This is a genomic window from Bacillus sp. FMQ74, from assembly GCF_001875785.1.
GTDB classification, from domain to species: Bacteria; Bacillota; Bacilli; order Bacillales; family Bacillaceae; genus Bacillus; species Bacillus stercoris.
In genome coordinates, this window is record NZ_MOEO01000007.1 from 31,646 (window position 1) to 47,257 (window position 15,612).

General features: G+C 45.6%; 17 protein-coding genes. 9 read left to right on the forward strand and 8 right to left on the reverse strand.

Translation table 11 applies throughout. The features are described 5' to 3' along the window. The first annotated feature begins 45 nt into the window (after positions 1 to 45). Together rapC and phrC are read left to right on the forward strand one after the other, a co-directional pair. On the forward strand, positions 46 to 1,194 hold the full coding sequence (gene rapC, locus BLL41_RS14040) for a response regulator aspartate phosphatase RapC (protein WP_071578332.1): 1,149 nt from the start codon (positions 46 to 48) through the stop codon (positions 1,192 to 1,194). Continuing rightward, a complete protein-coding gene (gene phrC, locus BLL41_RS14045) occupies positions 1,178 to 1,300 on the forward strand; it encodes a phosphatase RapC inhibitor PhrC (protein WP_003224994.1) in 123 nt (40 codons plus the stop codon). Before rapC ends, phrC begins: the two co-directional genes overlap by 17 nt. Positions 1,301 to 1,398: 98 nt before the next feature. On the opposite strand, the gene BLL41_RS14050 is transcribed toward phrC, so the two are convergent. The 3 genes from BLL41_RS14050 to BLL41_RS14060 form a co-directional block, all read right to left on the reverse strand. Beyond that, positions 1,399 to 1,488, reverse strand: coding sequence for a YjcZ family sporulation protein (locus BLL41_RS14050; RefSeq protein ID WP_015482794.1), 90 nt, complete (start codon positions 1,486 to 1,488; stop codon positions 1,399 to 1,401). Positions 1,489 to 1,569: 81 nt separating this feature from the next. Next, positions 1,570 to 1,677, reverse strand: a complete 108-nt coding sequence (locus tag BLL41_RS14055) for a YjcZ family sporulation protein (RefSeq protein ID WP_071578333.1) — start codon at positions 1,675 to 1,677, stop codon at positions 1,570 to 1,572. Positions 1,678 to 1,831: 154 nt separating this feature from the next. Beyond that, positions 1,832 to 3,196 carry an aspartate kinase gene (locus BLL41_RS14060; RefSeq protein ID WP_071578334.1) on the reverse strand — a complete coding sequence of 455 codons (1,365 nt, stop codon included), beginning with the start codon at positions 3,194 to 3,196 and terminating at the stop codon, positions 1,832 to 1,834. A 383-nt stretch (positions 3,197 to 3,579) separates the two neighbouring features. Between BLL41_RS14060 and yclN the strand changes: the two genes are divergently transcribed. Genes yclN through yclQ form a run of 4 tightly spaced genes read left to right on the forward strand, consistent with a single transcriptional unit; the run spans position 3,580 to position 7,197 of the window. Then, positions 3,580 to 4,530, forward strand: a complete 951-nt coding sequence (yclN, locus tag BLL41_RS14065; RefSeq protein WP_014475804.1) for a petrobactin ABC transporter permease YclN — start codon at positions 3,580 to 3,582, stop codon at positions 4,528 to 4,530. After that, positions 4,523 to 5,470 carry a petrobactin ABC transporter permease YclO gene (gene yclO, locus BLL41_RS14070; RefSeq protein ID WP_071578335.1) on the forward strand — a complete coding sequence of 316 codons (948 nt, stop codon included), beginning with the start codon at positions 4,523 to 4,525 and terminating at the stop codon, positions 5,468 to 5,470. The genes yclN and yclO overlap by 8 nt, the downstream gene beginning before the upstream one ends. Next, positions 5,464 to 6,222 carry a petrobactin ABC transporter ATP-binding protein YclP gene (gene yclP, locus BLL41_RS14075; RefSeq protein ID WP_071578336.1) on the forward strand — a complete coding sequence of 253 codons (759 nt, stop codon included), beginning with the start codon at positions 5,464 to 5,466 and terminating at the stop codon, positions 6,220 to 6,222. Before yclO ends, yclP begins: the two co-directional genes overlap by 7 nt. Before the next feature lie 21 nt (positions 6,223 to 6,243). Beyond that, positions 6,244 to 7,197, forward strand: coding sequence for a petrobactin ABC transporter substrate-binding protein YclQ (gene yclQ, locus BLL41_RS14080; RefSeq protein ID WP_071578337.1), 954 nt, complete (start codon positions 6,244 to 6,246; stop codon positions 7,195 to 7,197). 45 nt (positions 7,198 to 7,242) lie between these two features. Here the strand turns inward: yclQ and BLL41_RS14085 are convergent, their stop codons facing one another. The 4 genes from BLL41_RS14085 to BLL41_RS14100 all read right to left on the reverse strand — a co-directional run bounded on the left by BLL41_RS14085 (position 7,243) and on the right by BLL41_RS14100 (position 10,776). Further along, positions 7,243 to 8,661 (reverse strand): MDR family MFS transporter, encoded by a 1,419-nt coding sequence (locus BLL41_RS14085; RefSeq protein ID WP_071578338.1) that lies wholly within the window; start codon positions 8,659 to 8,661, stop codon positions 7,243 to 7,245. A gap of 19 nt (positions 8,662 to 8,680) precedes the next feature. Then, the gene (locus tag BLL41_RS14090; RefSeq protein WP_071578493.1) at positions 8,681 to 9,559 is read right to left on the reverse strand and encodes a TetR/AcrR family transcriptional regulator; all 879 of its coding nucleotides are present in this window, start codon (positions 9,557 to 9,559) and stop codon (positions 8,681 to 8,683) included. Positions 9,560 to 9,722: 163 nt separating this feature from the next. Then, positions 9,723 to 10,472, reverse strand: coding sequence for an oxygen-insensitive NADPH nitroreductase (nfsA, locus tag BLL41_RS14095; RefSeq protein ID WP_071578339.1), 750 nt, complete (start codon positions 10,470 to 10,472; stop codon positions 9,723 to 9,725). 16 nt (positions 10,473 to 10,488) lie between these two features. Beyond that, complete coding sequence (locus BLL41_RS14100; protein WP_003234477.1) at positions 10,489 to 10,776, reverse strand: putative quinol monooxygenase; 288 nt, start codon at positions 10,774 to 10,776, stop codon at positions 10,489 to 10,491. Between the two features lie 139 nt (positions 10,777 to 10,915). On the opposite strand from BLL41_RS14100, the gene BLL41_RS14105 reads away from it, so the two are divergent. After that, positions 10,916 to 11,230 carry an ArsR/SmtB family transcription factor gene (locus tag BLL41_RS14105; protein WP_003234476.1) on the forward strand — a complete coding sequence of 105 codons (315 nt, stop codon included), beginning with the start codon at positions 10,916 to 10,918 and terminating at the stop codon, positions 11,228 to 11,230. Position 11,231: 1 nt separating this feature from the next. Here the strand turns inward: BLL41_RS14105 and gabR are convergent, their stop codons facing one another. Continuing rightward, complete coding sequence (gene gabR / locus BLL41_RS14110) at positions 11,232 to 12,671, reverse strand: MocR-like transcriptional regulator GabR (RefSeq protein ID WP_071578340.1); 1,440 nt, start codon at positions 12,669 to 12,671, stop codon at positions 11,232 to 11,234. 105 nt (positions 12,672 to 12,776) lie between these two features. On the opposite strand from gabR, the gene gabT reads away from it, so the two are divergent. After that, on the forward strand, positions 12,777 to 14,087 hold the full coding sequence (gene gabT / locus BLL41_RS14115) for a 4-aminobutyrate--2-oxoglutarate transaminase (RefSeq protein WP_071578341.1): 1,311 nt from the start codon (positions 12,777 to 12,779) through the stop codon (positions 14,085 to 14,087). A 68-nt stretch (positions 14,088 to 14,155) separates the two neighbouring features. Further along, positions 14,156 to 15,544, forward strand: a complete 1,389-nt coding sequence (gene gabD, locus BLL41_RS14120; RefSeq protein WP_071578342.1) for a succinate-semialdehyde dehydrogenase — start codon at positions 14,156 to 14,158, stop codon at positions 15,542 to 15,544. Positions 15,545 to 15,612 lie beyond the last annotated feature (68 nt).

The window sequence follows — 15,612 nt, forward strand, 5'->3', positions numbered from 1 at the left end:
GATAAAATATGACATAAACAGTTTTTGATGGGAGAGGGTGAAGGAATGAAGAGCGGGGTAATTCCTTCTTCAGCGGTCGGTCAAAAGATTAACGAGTGGTACAAATATATCCGGACATTCAGCGTGCCGGATGCCGAAGTGTTAAAAGCTGAAATCCAGCAGGAACTGAAACACATGCAGCATGACTCCAACTTGCTGCTTTATTATTCACTAATGGAATTCCGGCACCAGCTTATGCTGGATTATCTTGAGCCGTTAGAAAAATTAAATATCGAAGACCAGCCAAGCCTGTCTGAATTATCACGAAACATTGACAGCAACCAGGCAGATCTTAAAGGGCTGCTCGACTATTACGTGAATTTTTTCCGCGGGATGTATGAGTTTGATAAGCGGGAATTTATTTCTGCCATTACATACTATAAACAGGCGGAGAAAAAGCTTTCCTTTGTCGCAGACCATATTGAACGGGCTGAATTCTATTTTAAAATCGCGGAAGCTTATTATTATATGAAGCAAACGTATTTTTCATTGATTAATATAAAAAACGCCTATGAAATTTACGTGGAGCAGGAAACCTATAATGTGAGAATCATTCAATGCCATTTCGTGTTCGGCGTCAACCTGATGGATGAAAGAAATTTCGAACAAGCCGCACGCCATTTCAAATTGGCGCTCGATATGGCCCAAGCGGAACAAAAAGCCCAGCTGGTCGGAAGAGCATACTACAATCTCGGATTATGCTATTACAATCAAGACCTTCTTGACCCTGCCATTGAGTACTTTGAAAAAGCGGTCTCCACGTTTGAAAGCAGCAGGATCATCAATTCTCTGCCGCAAGCATATTTTTTAATCACCCTGATTTATTATAAACAGGGAAAACATGATAAAGCTTCGGAATATCACAAGCGGGGCTATGAATATGCTAAAGAAACAGACGATGCAGACTATGCAGTAAAATTCGAGTTTTTGCAATCCCTATATCAGGATCAGCCCAGTGAAGAAGGAATCGAACGATGTTTTCAATACTTAAAAAATAAAAATATGTACGCTGATATAGAGGATTTAGCCCTAGAAGTAGCAAAATATTACTATGAACAGAAGTGGTTTAAACTGTCTGCTTCCTACTTTCTACAAGTTGAAGAGGCAAGAAAACAAATACAAAGGAGTGAAGGTTTGTATGAAATTGAAATCTAAGTTGTTTGTTATTTGTTTGGCCGCAGCCGCGATTTTTACAGCGGCTGGCGTTTCTGCTAATGCCGAAGCACTCGACTTTCATGTGACGGAAAGAGGAATGACGTAAGAACAATCCCCTTCTCATTTTAGAGAAGGGGATTTTTTAAAAAAAACACCGTAAGACAAAGAGTCTTACGGCGCCGCCTTCTAGGAGATTACTTTTACTTAGTAGCCTCCTACAAATGCAGTTCCCACAATGATCAAGAGGATAAATAACACAACAATCAAAGCGAAAGAAGTTCCGTAACCTGACATTATGTGCACCTCCTTGCGAGATTGCTTTAGCAAATGCTGCAAAACTGTGGCGGACAGGGTCCCGCAGAGACGGTCAGCAGTTTAGAAGCCGCCAACAAACGCAGTCCCTACGATAATTAAAAGAATAAACAATACAACGATTAAAGCAAAAGAATTGCCGTAACCGCCGCCGTTAGAGTATCCTGACATAAGGTTTCACCTCCCTATGAAGGATACTATAAGATATGCTGAGCCGATCTGTTTGGCAGGGATAATAGTGGACAAGAGAAAAAAATGAACAATTCGGCTATATGAAGGCAATATGAAAAATAGCGGGCGCTGCCGCCCGCTATTTTATGTACGATTAAGAAATCAGCACGCCCGCGAAAAATTCCTGGTATAACGCTTGAACGGCTTTTCTTTCTTCGGCTTCTTTTACGCCAAACATCATGCTCACTTCAGAAGATCCCTGATTAATCATTTCGATATTCACTTGTGCCTCTGATAATGCTTTGGCGGCTCTTGCTGTTGTACCGACATTGTGGCGCATCGCTTCTCCTACAACCATAATCAGTGCGAGATGATGCTCGACAATCACTTCGTCGGCATGCAAATCCTCTTTGATCCGTTTGATGACGCTGCGTTCAGTGGCGGCATCCATTTGCCCCTGCCGTAAAATGATCGTCATGTCATCGATTCCCGATGGAACATGCTCATACGTCAAACCATGCTCCTCCAAGATTTGAAGGGCCCTGCGGCCAAAACCGATTTCTCTGTTCATGAGATACTTGCTGATATAAATGCTGCAAAAACCGGTGTCGCTGGCAATGCCGACGACAGGCCCGTTTGTGTTATCACGCTTGCTGACGACGCGGGTGCCTCCGGCTGAGGGGTTGTTCGTATTTTTGATCTGAACAGGAATCCCCGCTCTGAATGCCGGAATGAGCGCTTCGTCATGAAACACTGAAAAACCCGCGTAGGACAGCTCCCGCATCTCTCTGTATGTCAACTCACTGATTTCCTTTGGATTTTCAACGAAGGACGGATTGACAGAATACACAGCGTCCACGTCTGTAAAGTTTTCGTACAAATCAGCTTGAAGTCCGTTGGCAAGAATCGAGCCGGTAATATCAGAACCGCTCCGTGAGAATGTGATCACATCGCCATCCTTGCTGAATCCGAAAAAACCGGGAAAAATAATGAGTCCGTCGCGTTCCCGAAGACGATAGAGGTTTTGATAGGATTCAGGAAGAACTTGCGCGTTGCCGGGTTCATTTGTCACAAAAAGGCCGGCATCCTTCGGGTTTACATATTCCGCTTTGACGCCTTTATAGCGGAAATAAGCGGCGATCAGCTTGGCGTTGTTATCCTCCCCGCTGGCCTTGACTGCGTCAAGATATTGCTCGGGATTGCTTTTGTCTCCTTCTAAAAGCGTAAACAAATCATCTCTGATTTTTTCGATAATGCTTTGCCCCAGCTGAAGCTCATTGGCGATGAGAGCGTACCGTTCCACAACCGCTTCCGCCAGTTCAGGTGCGCTGCCTGATGCCAAATATTGTTCTGCACATGCGATTAAGAGATCAGTCACTTTCGTATCCTCGGCATAGCGTTTTCCCGGAGCTGAAACGACTACAGCTTTCCGTGCCGGGTCTGAGGTAACGATGTGAAACACCTTGTCAAGCTGGGCGCCTGAAGCAAGTGAGCTGCCTCCGAATTTAACGACCTTCATGTTTACATCTCCTAATGTTTAAAATTTTCACACAAATTTAGTATTTATTATCTCTCTTTCAGTCCTGTAAATCAAGGGATAATTTCTTTCTGGAGAGAACATTTGTATTTTTCACAAGGAATAATGTCAGGTTTACTGACCGAAGACCTGCGTTATAAAGATAAATATGGTAAACAGCCTAACGTTTTGGGATGGAAAATGGTTAGAATGATTAGTAAAATTGATAAATGACTAGGTTAATAATTTTAAAGAATATTGACTAACCCTAAAAAAATGGTAATATGTAAATGATAATGATAATCAATTACTATATGGCCATATTGTTTGAGTCCTTGCGGAGTAGGAGATACGTTCTTTTTGCTGTAAGGATGTAAGGAGGCAGCATGAAGCTACGTTACTTATTTATTCTACTTATCATATTAGCAGTCACATCTGTATTTATCGGCGTAGAAGATCTGTCGCCGCTTGATCTCTTCGATTTAAGCAAACAAGAGGCGTCAACGCTGTTTGCAAGCCGTTTGCCGCGATTGATCAGCATTGTCATCGCGGGCTTAAGCATGAGCATCTGCGGTTTGATTATGCAGCAGATCAGCAGAAACAAATTCGTGTCACCGACGACGGCGGGCACGATGGATTGGGCTCGGCTCGGCATTTTAATTTCCTTGCTGCTGTTTACATCCGCCAGTCCTTTAATCAAAATGCTGGTCGCGTTTGTCTTTGCCCTAGCAGGCAACTTCCTGTTTATGAAGATCCTTGAAAGAATCAAGTTTAACGACACCATCTTTATTCCGCTTGTCGGCTTAATGCTCGGGAATATCGTCAGTTCAATCGCGACTTTTATCGCGTATAAATATGACTTGATCCAGAATGTGTCATCATGGCTTCAGGGAGACTTCTCCTTAGTTGTGAAAGGGAGATACGAGCTTCTTTATCTGAGTATTCCGCTGGTCATCATTGCCTATGTGTATGCGGATAAATTCACTTTGGCTGGTATGGGAGAAAGCTTTTCTGTCAATCTCGGCCTAAAGTACAAGCGGGTAGTGAACATCGGGCTCATTATCGTGTCCCTGATCACGTCTCTTGTCATTTTGACTGTCGGTATGCTGCCGTTTCTCGGTTTAATCATCCCGAATATTGTATCGATTTACAGAGGAGACAATCTGAAGAGCAGCCTGCCGCATACTGCGCTGTTGGGAGCGGTTTTTGTGCTGTTTTGCGATATACTGGGCAGAATCATTATCTTCCCTTATGAAATCTCGATTGGCCTGATGGTCGGAATCATCGGCAGCGGCATTTTCCTGTTTATGCTGTTAAGGAGAAAAGCGTATGCGTAACCAGATGAAAATTGCGTTGCTCGTTGGTTTAGCCATTGTATGTATTGGCTTGTTTCTGTTTTATGACTTAGGCAATTGGGATTACACCCTGCCGAGACGAATCAAAAAGGTCGCCGCCATTGTGCTGACGGGGGGAGCGATTGCGTTTTCGACCATGATCTTTCAAACGATTACGAACAACCGCATCCTGACGCCGGGCATCTTGGGCCTTGATTCTCTCTACATGCTGATTCAGACCGGCATTATCTTTTTGTTCGGTTCTGCGAATATTGTCATTATGAATAAAAACATCAACTTTATCATCTCTGTTCTTCTGATGATACTGTTTTCTCTTGTTTTGTATCAGATCATGTTCAAGGGTGAGGGGAGAAATATCTTTTTCCTTCTGCTTATCGGTATCGTGTTTGGCACGCTGTTCAGCAGCCTGTCTTCCTTTATGCAGATGCTGATTGATCCGAATGAGTTCCAAGTGGTGCAGGACAAGATGTTTGCCAGCTTTAACAACATCAATACAGATTTGTTATGGCTCGCGTTCATCATCTTCCTGCTGACAGGCGCTTATGTCTGGCGTTTTACAAAGTTTTTCGATGTGCTGTCGCTCGGACGCGAGCACGCCGTGAATTTGGGCATTGACTACGACAAAGTGGTGAAGCAGATGCTGATCGTGGTTGCTATTTTGGTTTCTGTTTCAACAGCGCTAGTTGGGCCGATTATGTTTTTAGGCCTTCTTGTCGTCAACCTGGCGAGAGAATTCCTGAAAACCTATAAGCATTCATACTTAATCGCAGGCTCTGTTTTCATCAGCATCATTGCGCTGGTCGGAGGGCAGTTTGTGGTTGAGAAAGTGTTTACCTTCTCAACGACGCTGAGCGTGATTATTAATTTTGCCGGCGGGATTTATTTTATCTACTTGCTGTTAAAGGAGAATAAATCATGGTAGAGGTCAGAAATGTAAGCAAACAATATGGCGGGAAAGTTGTCCTTGAAGAGACGTCAGTCACGATTCAAAAGGGCAAAATCACCTCGTTTATCGGTCCTAACGGCGCCGGCAAAAGTACGCTGCTGTCTATCATGAGCCGCCTGATCAAAAAAGATTCCGGCGAGATTTACATAGACGGACAAGAGATTGGATCATGCGACAGCAAAGAGCTTGCCAAGAAAATGAGCATTTTGAAGCAGGCGAACCAAATCAATATCAGGCTCACGATCAAAGACCTCGTCAGTTTTGGAAGGTTTCCGTACTCACAGGGCCGGCTGACAGAAGAAGATTGGGTTCATATCAACCAGGCGCTCAGCTATATGAAGCTGGAAGACATTCAGGACAAATACCTGGACCAGTTGAGCGGCGGACAGTGCCAAAGGGCATTTATCGCCATGGTCATTGCCCAGGATACCGATTATATCTTTCTGGATGAGCCGCTGAATAATCTGGATATGAAACATTCAGTTGAAATTATGAAACTGCTGAAACGGCTGGTAAAGGAGCTTGGAAAAACGATCGTCATCGTCATTCACGATATCAATTTTGCTTCTGTCTATTCGGACTATATCGTCGCTTTGAAAAACGGCCGCATCGTAAAAGAGGGGCCGCCTGAAGAAATAATAGAAACCTCTGTGCTAGAGGAAATCTACGATATGACCATCCCGATTCAGACGATTGATAATCAAAGAATAGGTGTTTATTTTTCTTAATATATAGAAGAGGTGAAGAGCATGAAAAAGTTCGCATTACTATTCATCGCATTGGTGACGGCAGTTGTCATTTCTGCATGCGGAAACCAAAGCACAAGCAGCAAAGGTTCTGATTCAAAGAAAGAACAAATCACGGTGAAACACCAGCTGGACAAAAACGGCACAAAAGTACCGAAGAACCCTAAAAAAGTTGTCGTATTTGACTTTGGAAGCTTAGATACATTAGATAAACTAGGACTTGATGATAAAGTAGCGGGCCTGCCGAAACAAGTCCTTCCTAAATATCTGTCCAAATTCAAAGATGACAAATATGCTGATGTCGGAAGCTTAAAAGAGCCAGACTTCGAGAAAGTGGCAGATTTAGACCCTGACTTGATCATTATTTCAGGAAGACAATCTGAGTCTTACAAAGAATTCTCTGAGATCGCGCCGACAATTTACCTTGGCGTAGACACAGCGAAGTATATGGAATCATTTAAATCAGACGCGGAAACAATCGGTAAGATCTTTGATAAGGAAGACGAAGTGAAGGATGAACTCGCAAAAATCGATCATTCAATCGCAGATGTAAAGAAAACGGCTGAAAAGCTTAACAAAAACGGTCTTGTGATTATGGCGAACGATGGCAAAATCAGCGCATTTGGCCCTAAATCAAGATACGGCCTGATCCATGATGTGTTCGGCGTGACACCGGCTGATAAAAACATCAAAGCGTCTACTCACGGACAAAGCGTTTCATACGAGTACATTTCAAAAACAAATCCTGATTACCTGTTTGTCATTGACCGCGGTACAGCGATCGGTGAAACATCATCTACAAAGCAAGTTGTTGAAAACGATTATGTGAAAAACGTAAACGCAGTGAAAAATAATCACGTTGTCTACCTTGATTCTGCTACTTGGTACTTATCAGGAGGCGGTCTTGAGTCTATGGCACAAATGATCAAAGAAGTGAAAGACGGTTTAGAAAAGTAAAACAAAAAAGAGCCTCCGCTATTTAGCGGGGCTCTTTTTTGGTGATCAGCGTGCCGGCTGCTGTTCGGCAGGGCGCTGAGGTTTCTTTAATGTGAATGAGAGAAGGAAGCCGACAAGTGCTATGACGGCAGCTACAATAAAAGCGGCGTTCATGCCGTGCAGGGCGGCGTGCTTTACATTTGACGTGCCTGCATGTGCCGCCTGGTTGCTCATCACGGAAACCAAGAGTGCGGTTCCGATCGAGCCGCCGACTTGGCGAATCGTGTTGTTCATCGCCGTTCCGTGCGGAATCAGGTGGCGCGGCAGCGCATTGATGCCGGCTGTTGTCACCGGCATCATGATCATGGCGGTGCCTAAGAGACGAACGGTGTATAAAACGACAATCCAAGCGAGTGACGTATGGTCAGTGAGCTGCATAAACGGCAGTGATGTCAGGAAGATGATGCAGAAACCGGCAATCGCCAGCCCTCTTCCGCCGACACGGTCAAAAACTCTGCCGATAATCGGTGACATGAAGCCCATCACAACGGCTCCCGGCAGAAGCATAAGCCCTGTATCAAAAGCTGTGACATCTCTGACGTTTTGTGTATAAAGCGGCAGGATGGTTTCCGTACCGATCAATAATGCAAAGACAAGGGTTCCCAGCAGTGTTGTTAAGCTGAAAACGCCAAACGTGAAGACGCGAAATTCCAGCATCGGTTTTTCAAGCTTCATTTGTCTTGTGATAAACAAGAGCAGTGCGATGACACCCACCAGCAGGGAAATTAAGACGGTTGAACTGGTCCAGCCGTAAGAGCCGACGCTTGAGAAGCCGTACAGAAGGCCGCCGAATCCAAATGTTGAAAGGATGACTGATAAAATATCAATCTGTGTTTTTCTTAAAGTCGTCACGTTTTTCATCAGGATGCTGGCAAGAATCAAATCAATCACAGCAAACGGAAGAATAATATAAAACAATGATCTCCAAGAGAAAGCTTCGACAGCCCATCCGGAAAGAGTCGGTCCGATCGCAGGCGCGAATGAGATGACCAATCCAACCATACCCATAGCCTGGCCGCGCTTTTCAATCGGAAAGATTGTCAGGAATACAGTCTGCATGAGCGGCATCATAATGCCGGCTCCGGCCGCTTGAATGATACGAGCCGTCAGCAGAACCGGGAAGTTCGGTGCGAATGCTCCGACAATTGTTCCGGCGGTGAAAATGCTCATTGCTGTGATGAGCAGCGCCCGGCTTGTGAATTTCTCAATTAAAAACGCGGTAATCGGAATTAAAATCCCGTTGGTTAACATAAATGATGTGGTCAGCCATTGTGCTTGGTTGGCATCGACATTGAAATCCCTCATGATATGGGGAAGTGCGGTAATCAACAATGTCTGGTTCAAAATCGCCACAAACGCTCCGGCTAACAAAATGCCGACAATGACAGAACGGTTAAAAGGTTTTTGTTCAATACTTGTGTCCAATACATATCCCTTCTTTTCTCTAAGTAATTAACAGTGTTTTTAACATGGAAACGGGCTGTGTTAAAACACCGGTTTGTTCCAGATAGCCAATCAGTGATTTGAGTAAAAAAGCGCGGGGTTCTTCCTTCTTCGCTTCTTCCTCCAGCATGGCGGCTGCGGATGTCAGTTCATCTACGTCATAGTCCGCGGCGGGCAGGGAAGAGATGCCTTTATGTAATTCCTTCAGGCTTTCCGATAATAGGACTGACTTATCCTTTGGCTTGTAGGAGGATGCCGAATGAATATAAAGCTCGATGGCTTCGGGCGGAAGAAGAGACTGACGGGTTTCCTTGTTTTTGACAATCTGATTGAGGGTGCTGATGATAAACTCTGCGATCGGGTCAAGCTCAAGCGGTTTTTCCTCGATTTTGATCAGCATTAAAAACTCGCGCATCATGCCGTGAAGAATGATGACCAAATCCCACACAAACGGGAGAATGGTTTCACCATAAGCCTGGATCAGCGAATCACGGTGCCAGCAGATAATCGTCGATCTGGTCTGATGGATATGCTGTTTGACCCGGTCATTATGCAGCTTGGGGTTTCCGTAGGTCAGCATATTGAAAAACTGCTGGTTCCGCCTGAAGCCCTCCAGTTCCATTTTGACCTTTTGCGTCAAACGCTCCTCCGGTGTTAGTTCGGTATTTTCCTGAAGTCTTGAGGCTGCGGCCACCATTTGCTTCTGGTTAAATGACAGCAGCTCCAAAAGCAGATCTTCTTTAGATTGAAACAGCTTATATATCGAAGCTTTTGACATCTTACATTCTTCTGCGATCGCCTGCATGGAAACCGACGTAAAATCCTTTTCCGAAAAAAGCTTTCGCGCGGCTAACAAGATATCTGTTTTTTTATCAAGCATCTCATGGCTTCCTTCTTTCTTGAACATTAGAAAACCCATTGGTTCACAGAAAACCAATGAGTAACAATGAAAAAATTTTACCAAATAAACGAAATAGAAGTCAATGGATTTTAACCGGGCAAACAAAAGGCCTGCCGGAAAATCCGACAGGCCGAATAAGGGCTTATTTTTCAACTTTAAATCCTTGTTTTTCAAGCATTTCACGGATGTGCGGATAGTACAGGCGCTCATAGTAAGAAGCGATGCTCTGTGACCAGTTTCTTGTTTCTTTTCCGTTTGTCCGTTTATTCATGTATTCAGACATCTGTTCGTCGTATGCCTGAATGTGAGACGTCAGCTCATCCTGATTCATATAAGTTTCCTGGTGATTGACAGCTTCCTGCGGCAAGCGCGGTTTTTTCGCTGAACGGTCGGCAGGATGCCCAATGACAAGGCCGGATAAAGGGAACACGTATTTTGGAAGCTCAAGCAGTTCGATCAGCTCTTGAGGGTTTCCGCGAACCGCACCGATCGGAACTGTGCCAAGTCCGAGTGACTCAGCCGCTGCTGTTGCTGTGCCGAGGGCAATACCAGCGTCTACTGCGCCGACAAGAACAGATTCCAATCCATTTGTGATTTCCATTTTGAAATCATGCAGATCTTCAAGCGCGATTTTGGCCCGGTTGAAATCTGCGCAGAACAGCAGGAAAACAGGAGCTTGATCGATCCATGGCTGTCCGCCTGCCAGCTCGGAGATTTTCTTTTTGCGCTCTTTATCCTGCACTGTGATCACAGTCACTTGCTGCCCGTTAATAGAAGATGGGGCTGCTTGCACTGCTTGAATGATTTGGTCCAATTGTTCCTGAGCTACAGGTTCATCTGTGTAGCTGCGAATCGAGCGGTGGTCTGTTAATGATTTAATCACTTCATTCATATGAGACACCCTTTCTTTACTCGCTAAGCTCTGTGCGGACAACATCAAGAGGTGCGCTCAGCAGTTCTTTTCCTTTTGCGACAAACCCTTGGAAATGCGCCGTTTCATTATGGAATTTCATTGCCGCTTCATCTTTCCATTTTTCAAGCATGACAAATGTATTTTCTTCGCCTACTTTTTCAAATAGGTCGTATTGCGCGTTGCCTTCCTCAGCTCTTGAATGCTGAACAAGTGATTGAGCCTCGCTCAAAAATTCCTCACGTTTTTCTGGTTTTACTTTGATGTAAGCTTGTAATACGATCATTTAAATCTCCTCCGTCGTTATGCGAATTTATTGTTCGAATTTCATCGAACTAACTTTACCATGTATTCTAAATAAGGTAAAGGAAAAACCCTTAATTAGTAAAATTGTCATTCTAATTGTTGTGTGATACATTTGTGTCATGAACATTCCAAACCATCCAGAAACAGAAACATTGCAGCTGACAAAGGTTCTTCATGCACTTAGTGATCCGCTTCGTTTAGAGCTCGTCAAGCAATTAGCTGAAGCAAAAGAAAAAACGTGCAGCACCTGTGCAGATGTGCAGGTTGCCAAATCGACTTTGTCGCATCATTTTAAAGTTTTGAGAGAATCAGGCATCGCACAAGTTCGGATAGAAGGGAAGCGCCGGTATTATTCGCTTCGCGCTGAAGACCTTGAAAAGGCATTTCCGGGCCTGCTTGAAGCTGTGCTGAATGTAGACCAGGACCGCTGGTGAATCAATCCCCTGTAACGGGGATTTTTTTATGTCCGTAAACCGCTTTGAAAAGACGCTGCACACCCTCCTGAATATCCTCTTCCTTCAGCCGAGCAAAGCCGATAATGAGTGCTGGCCTGCCTGTTTGCCGCTGGTTTTTCTTCAAATTAAATCGGCTCATTCCGAATATTTCAAGCTGCAGGCCGGCAGCATGTGACAGGATGTCTTGTTCGGTGCGGCTGGTATCAAATTCGGTAACAAAATGCAGCCCCGCATTTGCTCCTTTAACGGTAACTGCTCCGCTGAACCCTGCTTCTAAAGCGGTGATCAGGCGTTCTCTCTTTTCTTTATAATGCTGCTTCATTTTTTTTATATGCTTCTGATATTCGCCAGACTCGATAAATTCCTGCAGGGTGAGCTGCGTAAGTGACGAGCAAGTCTGCAGATCATAGCCCCGCTGTTTGTATGTCCTCAACAGCTCAGGCGGCAACACCATATAGCTGATCCGCAAGCCGGGGAGAAGGGACTTTGAAAAGGTTCCCATATAGATGACATTTTGAAAACGGTCGAGGCTTTGCAGCGCCGGAATACTGTCTACATCATATGTGAATTCACTATCATAATCGTCCTCAATGATATATCGGCGCGGCTCCTCGGCTGCCCAGTTCAGCAGCTGAATTCTTCTGGATACAGGCATAATCGTTCCGGACGGAAACTGATGCGACGGGGTGGTCACCAGCACATCAGGCTGCTGTCTGGCGATTTCAGCAATCGACATGCCTTTTTCATCCAGCGTAATCGTCTTTACTTGTTTTCCGGCATTCTTCAAAAGCTGATACATGCGCCGGTAGCCAGGCTCCTCCATCGCATACACGGCTTCCTTGGGTAAAAGCTCAGTCAACAGCTGCATGAGCACCTGTGTGCCTGCCCCAATGATCATTTGTTCTGGCCTGCATTTTACACCCCTCGTCAGGGAAATGAGCCTGGTAATGGCCGCTCTCACTTCATATATCCCTTGCGGATGTGACATATCGCCGAGCGTGCGGTATGAGCGGGAGGCCGCTTTTTGCTCGCAGCGGAACCAGCTTTTGATCGGAAAATGGTCTGTATCTGAACTCATGTGTGAAAACGATATCCAATCGCTCTGGTCGATGTGAATCTCTTTTAGATCATCCGGCAGTGCAAATGGAGGATGCTCCTCGGCGGAAAACATGTCTAGTTCCTCCACGAAGAAACCCTTACGCTCAATGGCGTACAAATACCCCTCAGCCAGCAGCTGCTGATAGGCTGAATTCACTGAATTTACGCTGACCTTGAGATTTTCAGCCAGTTCCCGCTTGGAGGGAACCTTCGAGTGCGGCAGCAGATTGCGGCTGAGGATTTCTTTTTTCAGCTTTTGATAAATTTGCTGATAGATATAATCAGCTTGTTCTGAACGATCGAGTGTAATCGTGATATCCATTTGCAGATTCTCCTTCTGATACCATCAAAAAGTTATAATTGGTACTTTTCATCATACCAAAGAGAAGTCAGAATGATAAGAAAATACCGACAGGGGGATATTCACATGAGTCAAACAACAGCAAGCATCACAACTGCACAATGGCAGCAAAAACGGGATCAATTTGTGTCAAAAGGTGTGAGCAACGGCAACCGCAGTCTGGCGGTCAAAGGAAAAGGGGCTGAGCTGTACGATCTGGACGGCCGGAGATTTATTGATTTTGCCGGCGCCATCGGAACGTTAAACGTCGGACACTCTCATCCGAAGGTGGTTGAAGCTGTGAAGCGGCAGGCGGAGGAGCTGATTCATCCAGGCTTCAATGTCATGATGTACCCATCTTATATCGAATTAGCCGAAAAACTGTGCGGCATTGCACCGGGCGGCCACGAGAAAAAAGCGATTTTTCTTAACTCAGGGGCGGAAGCCGTCGAAAACGCTGTAAAAATCGCCAGAAAGTATACAAAGCGCCAAGGCGTTGTCTCGTTTACACGCGGGTTTCATGGGCGCACGAATATGACGATGAGCATGACAAGCAAGGTAAAACCTTATAAATTCGGTTTCGGGCCTTTTGCGCCAGAGGTTTATCAAGCGCCATTCCCTTATTATTATCAGAAGCCGGCCGGCATGAGTGATGAAAGCTATGACGATATGGTCATTCAAGCATTCAATGATTTCTTTATCGCTTCAGTGGCACCTGAAACGGTGGCGTGTGTCGTGATGGAGCCAGTGCAGGGAGAGGGCGGGTTTATTATTCCTTCGAAACGGTTCGTACAGCACGTCGCTTCATTCTGCAAAGAACACGGCATAGTTTTTGTTGCTGATGAAATCCAAACCGGCTTTGCCAGAACTGGCACTTATTTCGCAATTGAACACTTTGATTTAGTGCCTGATTTGATCACGGTTTCTAAATCGCTTGCGGCAGGCCTGCCATTAAGCGGTGTGATCGGGCGTGCGGAAATGCTTGATGCGGCAGCGCCAGGGGAGCTGGGCGGCACGTATGCCGGCAGCCCGCTCGGCTGCGCGGCGGCTTTGGCTGTCTTGGATATTATTGAAGAAGAAGGGCTGAATGAGCGATCTGAAGAAATTGGCAAAACCATTGAAGGCAAGGCGTATGAGTGGAAACAAGAATTCCCGTTCATCGGTGACATCCGTAGACTGGGGGCGATGGCGGCAATCGAAATCGTCAAGGATCCTGACACGCGTGAGCCTGATAAAGCAAAAGCAGCAGCTATCGCAGCCTATGCGAATGAAAATGGATTACTTTTGCTGACAGCGGGAATTAACGGTAATATCATCCGCTTTTTGACGCCGCTTGTCATCTCAGACAGCCTTTTAAATGAAGGGCTAAGCACCTTGGAGGCGGGCCTGCGAGCTTAATCATTGGAAAGAAAACGGCTGGGTCTGCTATCATTTTAAGTAATCATGAAAAGAAAGGAATGTTCAATATGTCAGATCAATTAACGGTCTACAACCCGGCTACGGGCGAGGAGATCAAAACGATCCCTCAGCAATCAGCCAAAGAAGTAGAAAAAGCCATTGAACGTTCACATCAAGCGTTTAAAACGTGGTCTAAAACATCAGCGAACGAAAGAGCGTCTCTTTTGAAAAAATGGTATGAGCTGATTGTTGAACATAAAGAAGAACTTGCAGATTTAATAACAAAGGAAAACGGAAAACCCTATCAGGAAGCAGTCGGAGAGGTATTATACGGCGCAGGCTATATCGAATGGTTTGCAGAGGAAGCGAAGCGTGTGTACGGAAGAACGGTCCCGGCTCCGACAACGGGTAAACGAATTGTTGTCACACGTCAGCCCGTCGGCCCTGTTGCCGCTATCACGCCTTGGAATTTTCCGAATGCGATGATCACACGCAAAGCGGCGCCCGCTCTTGCTGCAGGATGTACATTTATCATCAAGCCGGCGCCGGACACACCGCTGTCTGCCTATGAGCTTGCGCGCCTCGCATATGAAGCGGGCATTCCAAAAGACGTGCTGCAGGTTGTCATCGGTGACGGAGAAGAAATCGGAAACGTGTTCACAAGCAGTCCGAAAATCCGCAAAATCACGTTCACAGGGTCAACACCAGTTGGGAAAATCCTTATGAAAAACAGCGCGGACACTGTGAAACACGTTTCAATGGAACTCGGCGGACATGCCCCGCTGATCGTAGATGAAGATGCGGACATTGACCTTGCCGTTGAACAGGCGATGGCGTCTAAATACCGGAACGCCGGCCAAACATGCGTTTGTGCCAACCGCTTGATCGTTCATGAATCCATCAAAGATGAATTTGCTGCGAAACTTAGCGAGCAAGTGTCTAAGCTGAAAGTCGGAAATGGACTTGAAGAAGGCGTCAATGTCGGCCCGATCATCAACAAAAGAGGCTTCGAAAAAATCGTCAGCCAAATTGATGATGCGGTTGAAAAAGGCGCTAAAGTTATTACTGGGGGCACATATGACCGAAACGATGACAAAGGTTGCTACTTTGTGAATCCAACAGTGCTTACCGATGTTGATACGTCCATGAATATCATGCATGAGGAAACATTCGGCCCGGTCGCCCCGATCGTCACGTTTTCTGATATTGATGAAGCGATTCAGCTTGCCAACGATACACCGTACGGCTTAGCTGCTTACTTCTTCACAGAAAACTACCGCCGCGGCATCTATATTTCCGAAAATCTAGAGTATGGCATTATCGGCTGGAATGACGGCGGACCGTCAGCGGTTCAAGCGCCATTCGGCGGAATGAAAGAAAGCGGCATCGGCCGTGAAGGCGGTTCAGAAGGCATAGAGCCGTACCTTGAAACAAAATATTTGTCCATCGGTTTGTAAAAGAATGCAAGCTCCTGAGAGCTGCCGGATTTTCCGGCAGCTCTTTTTGTGTTCCGGCGAATAATCAC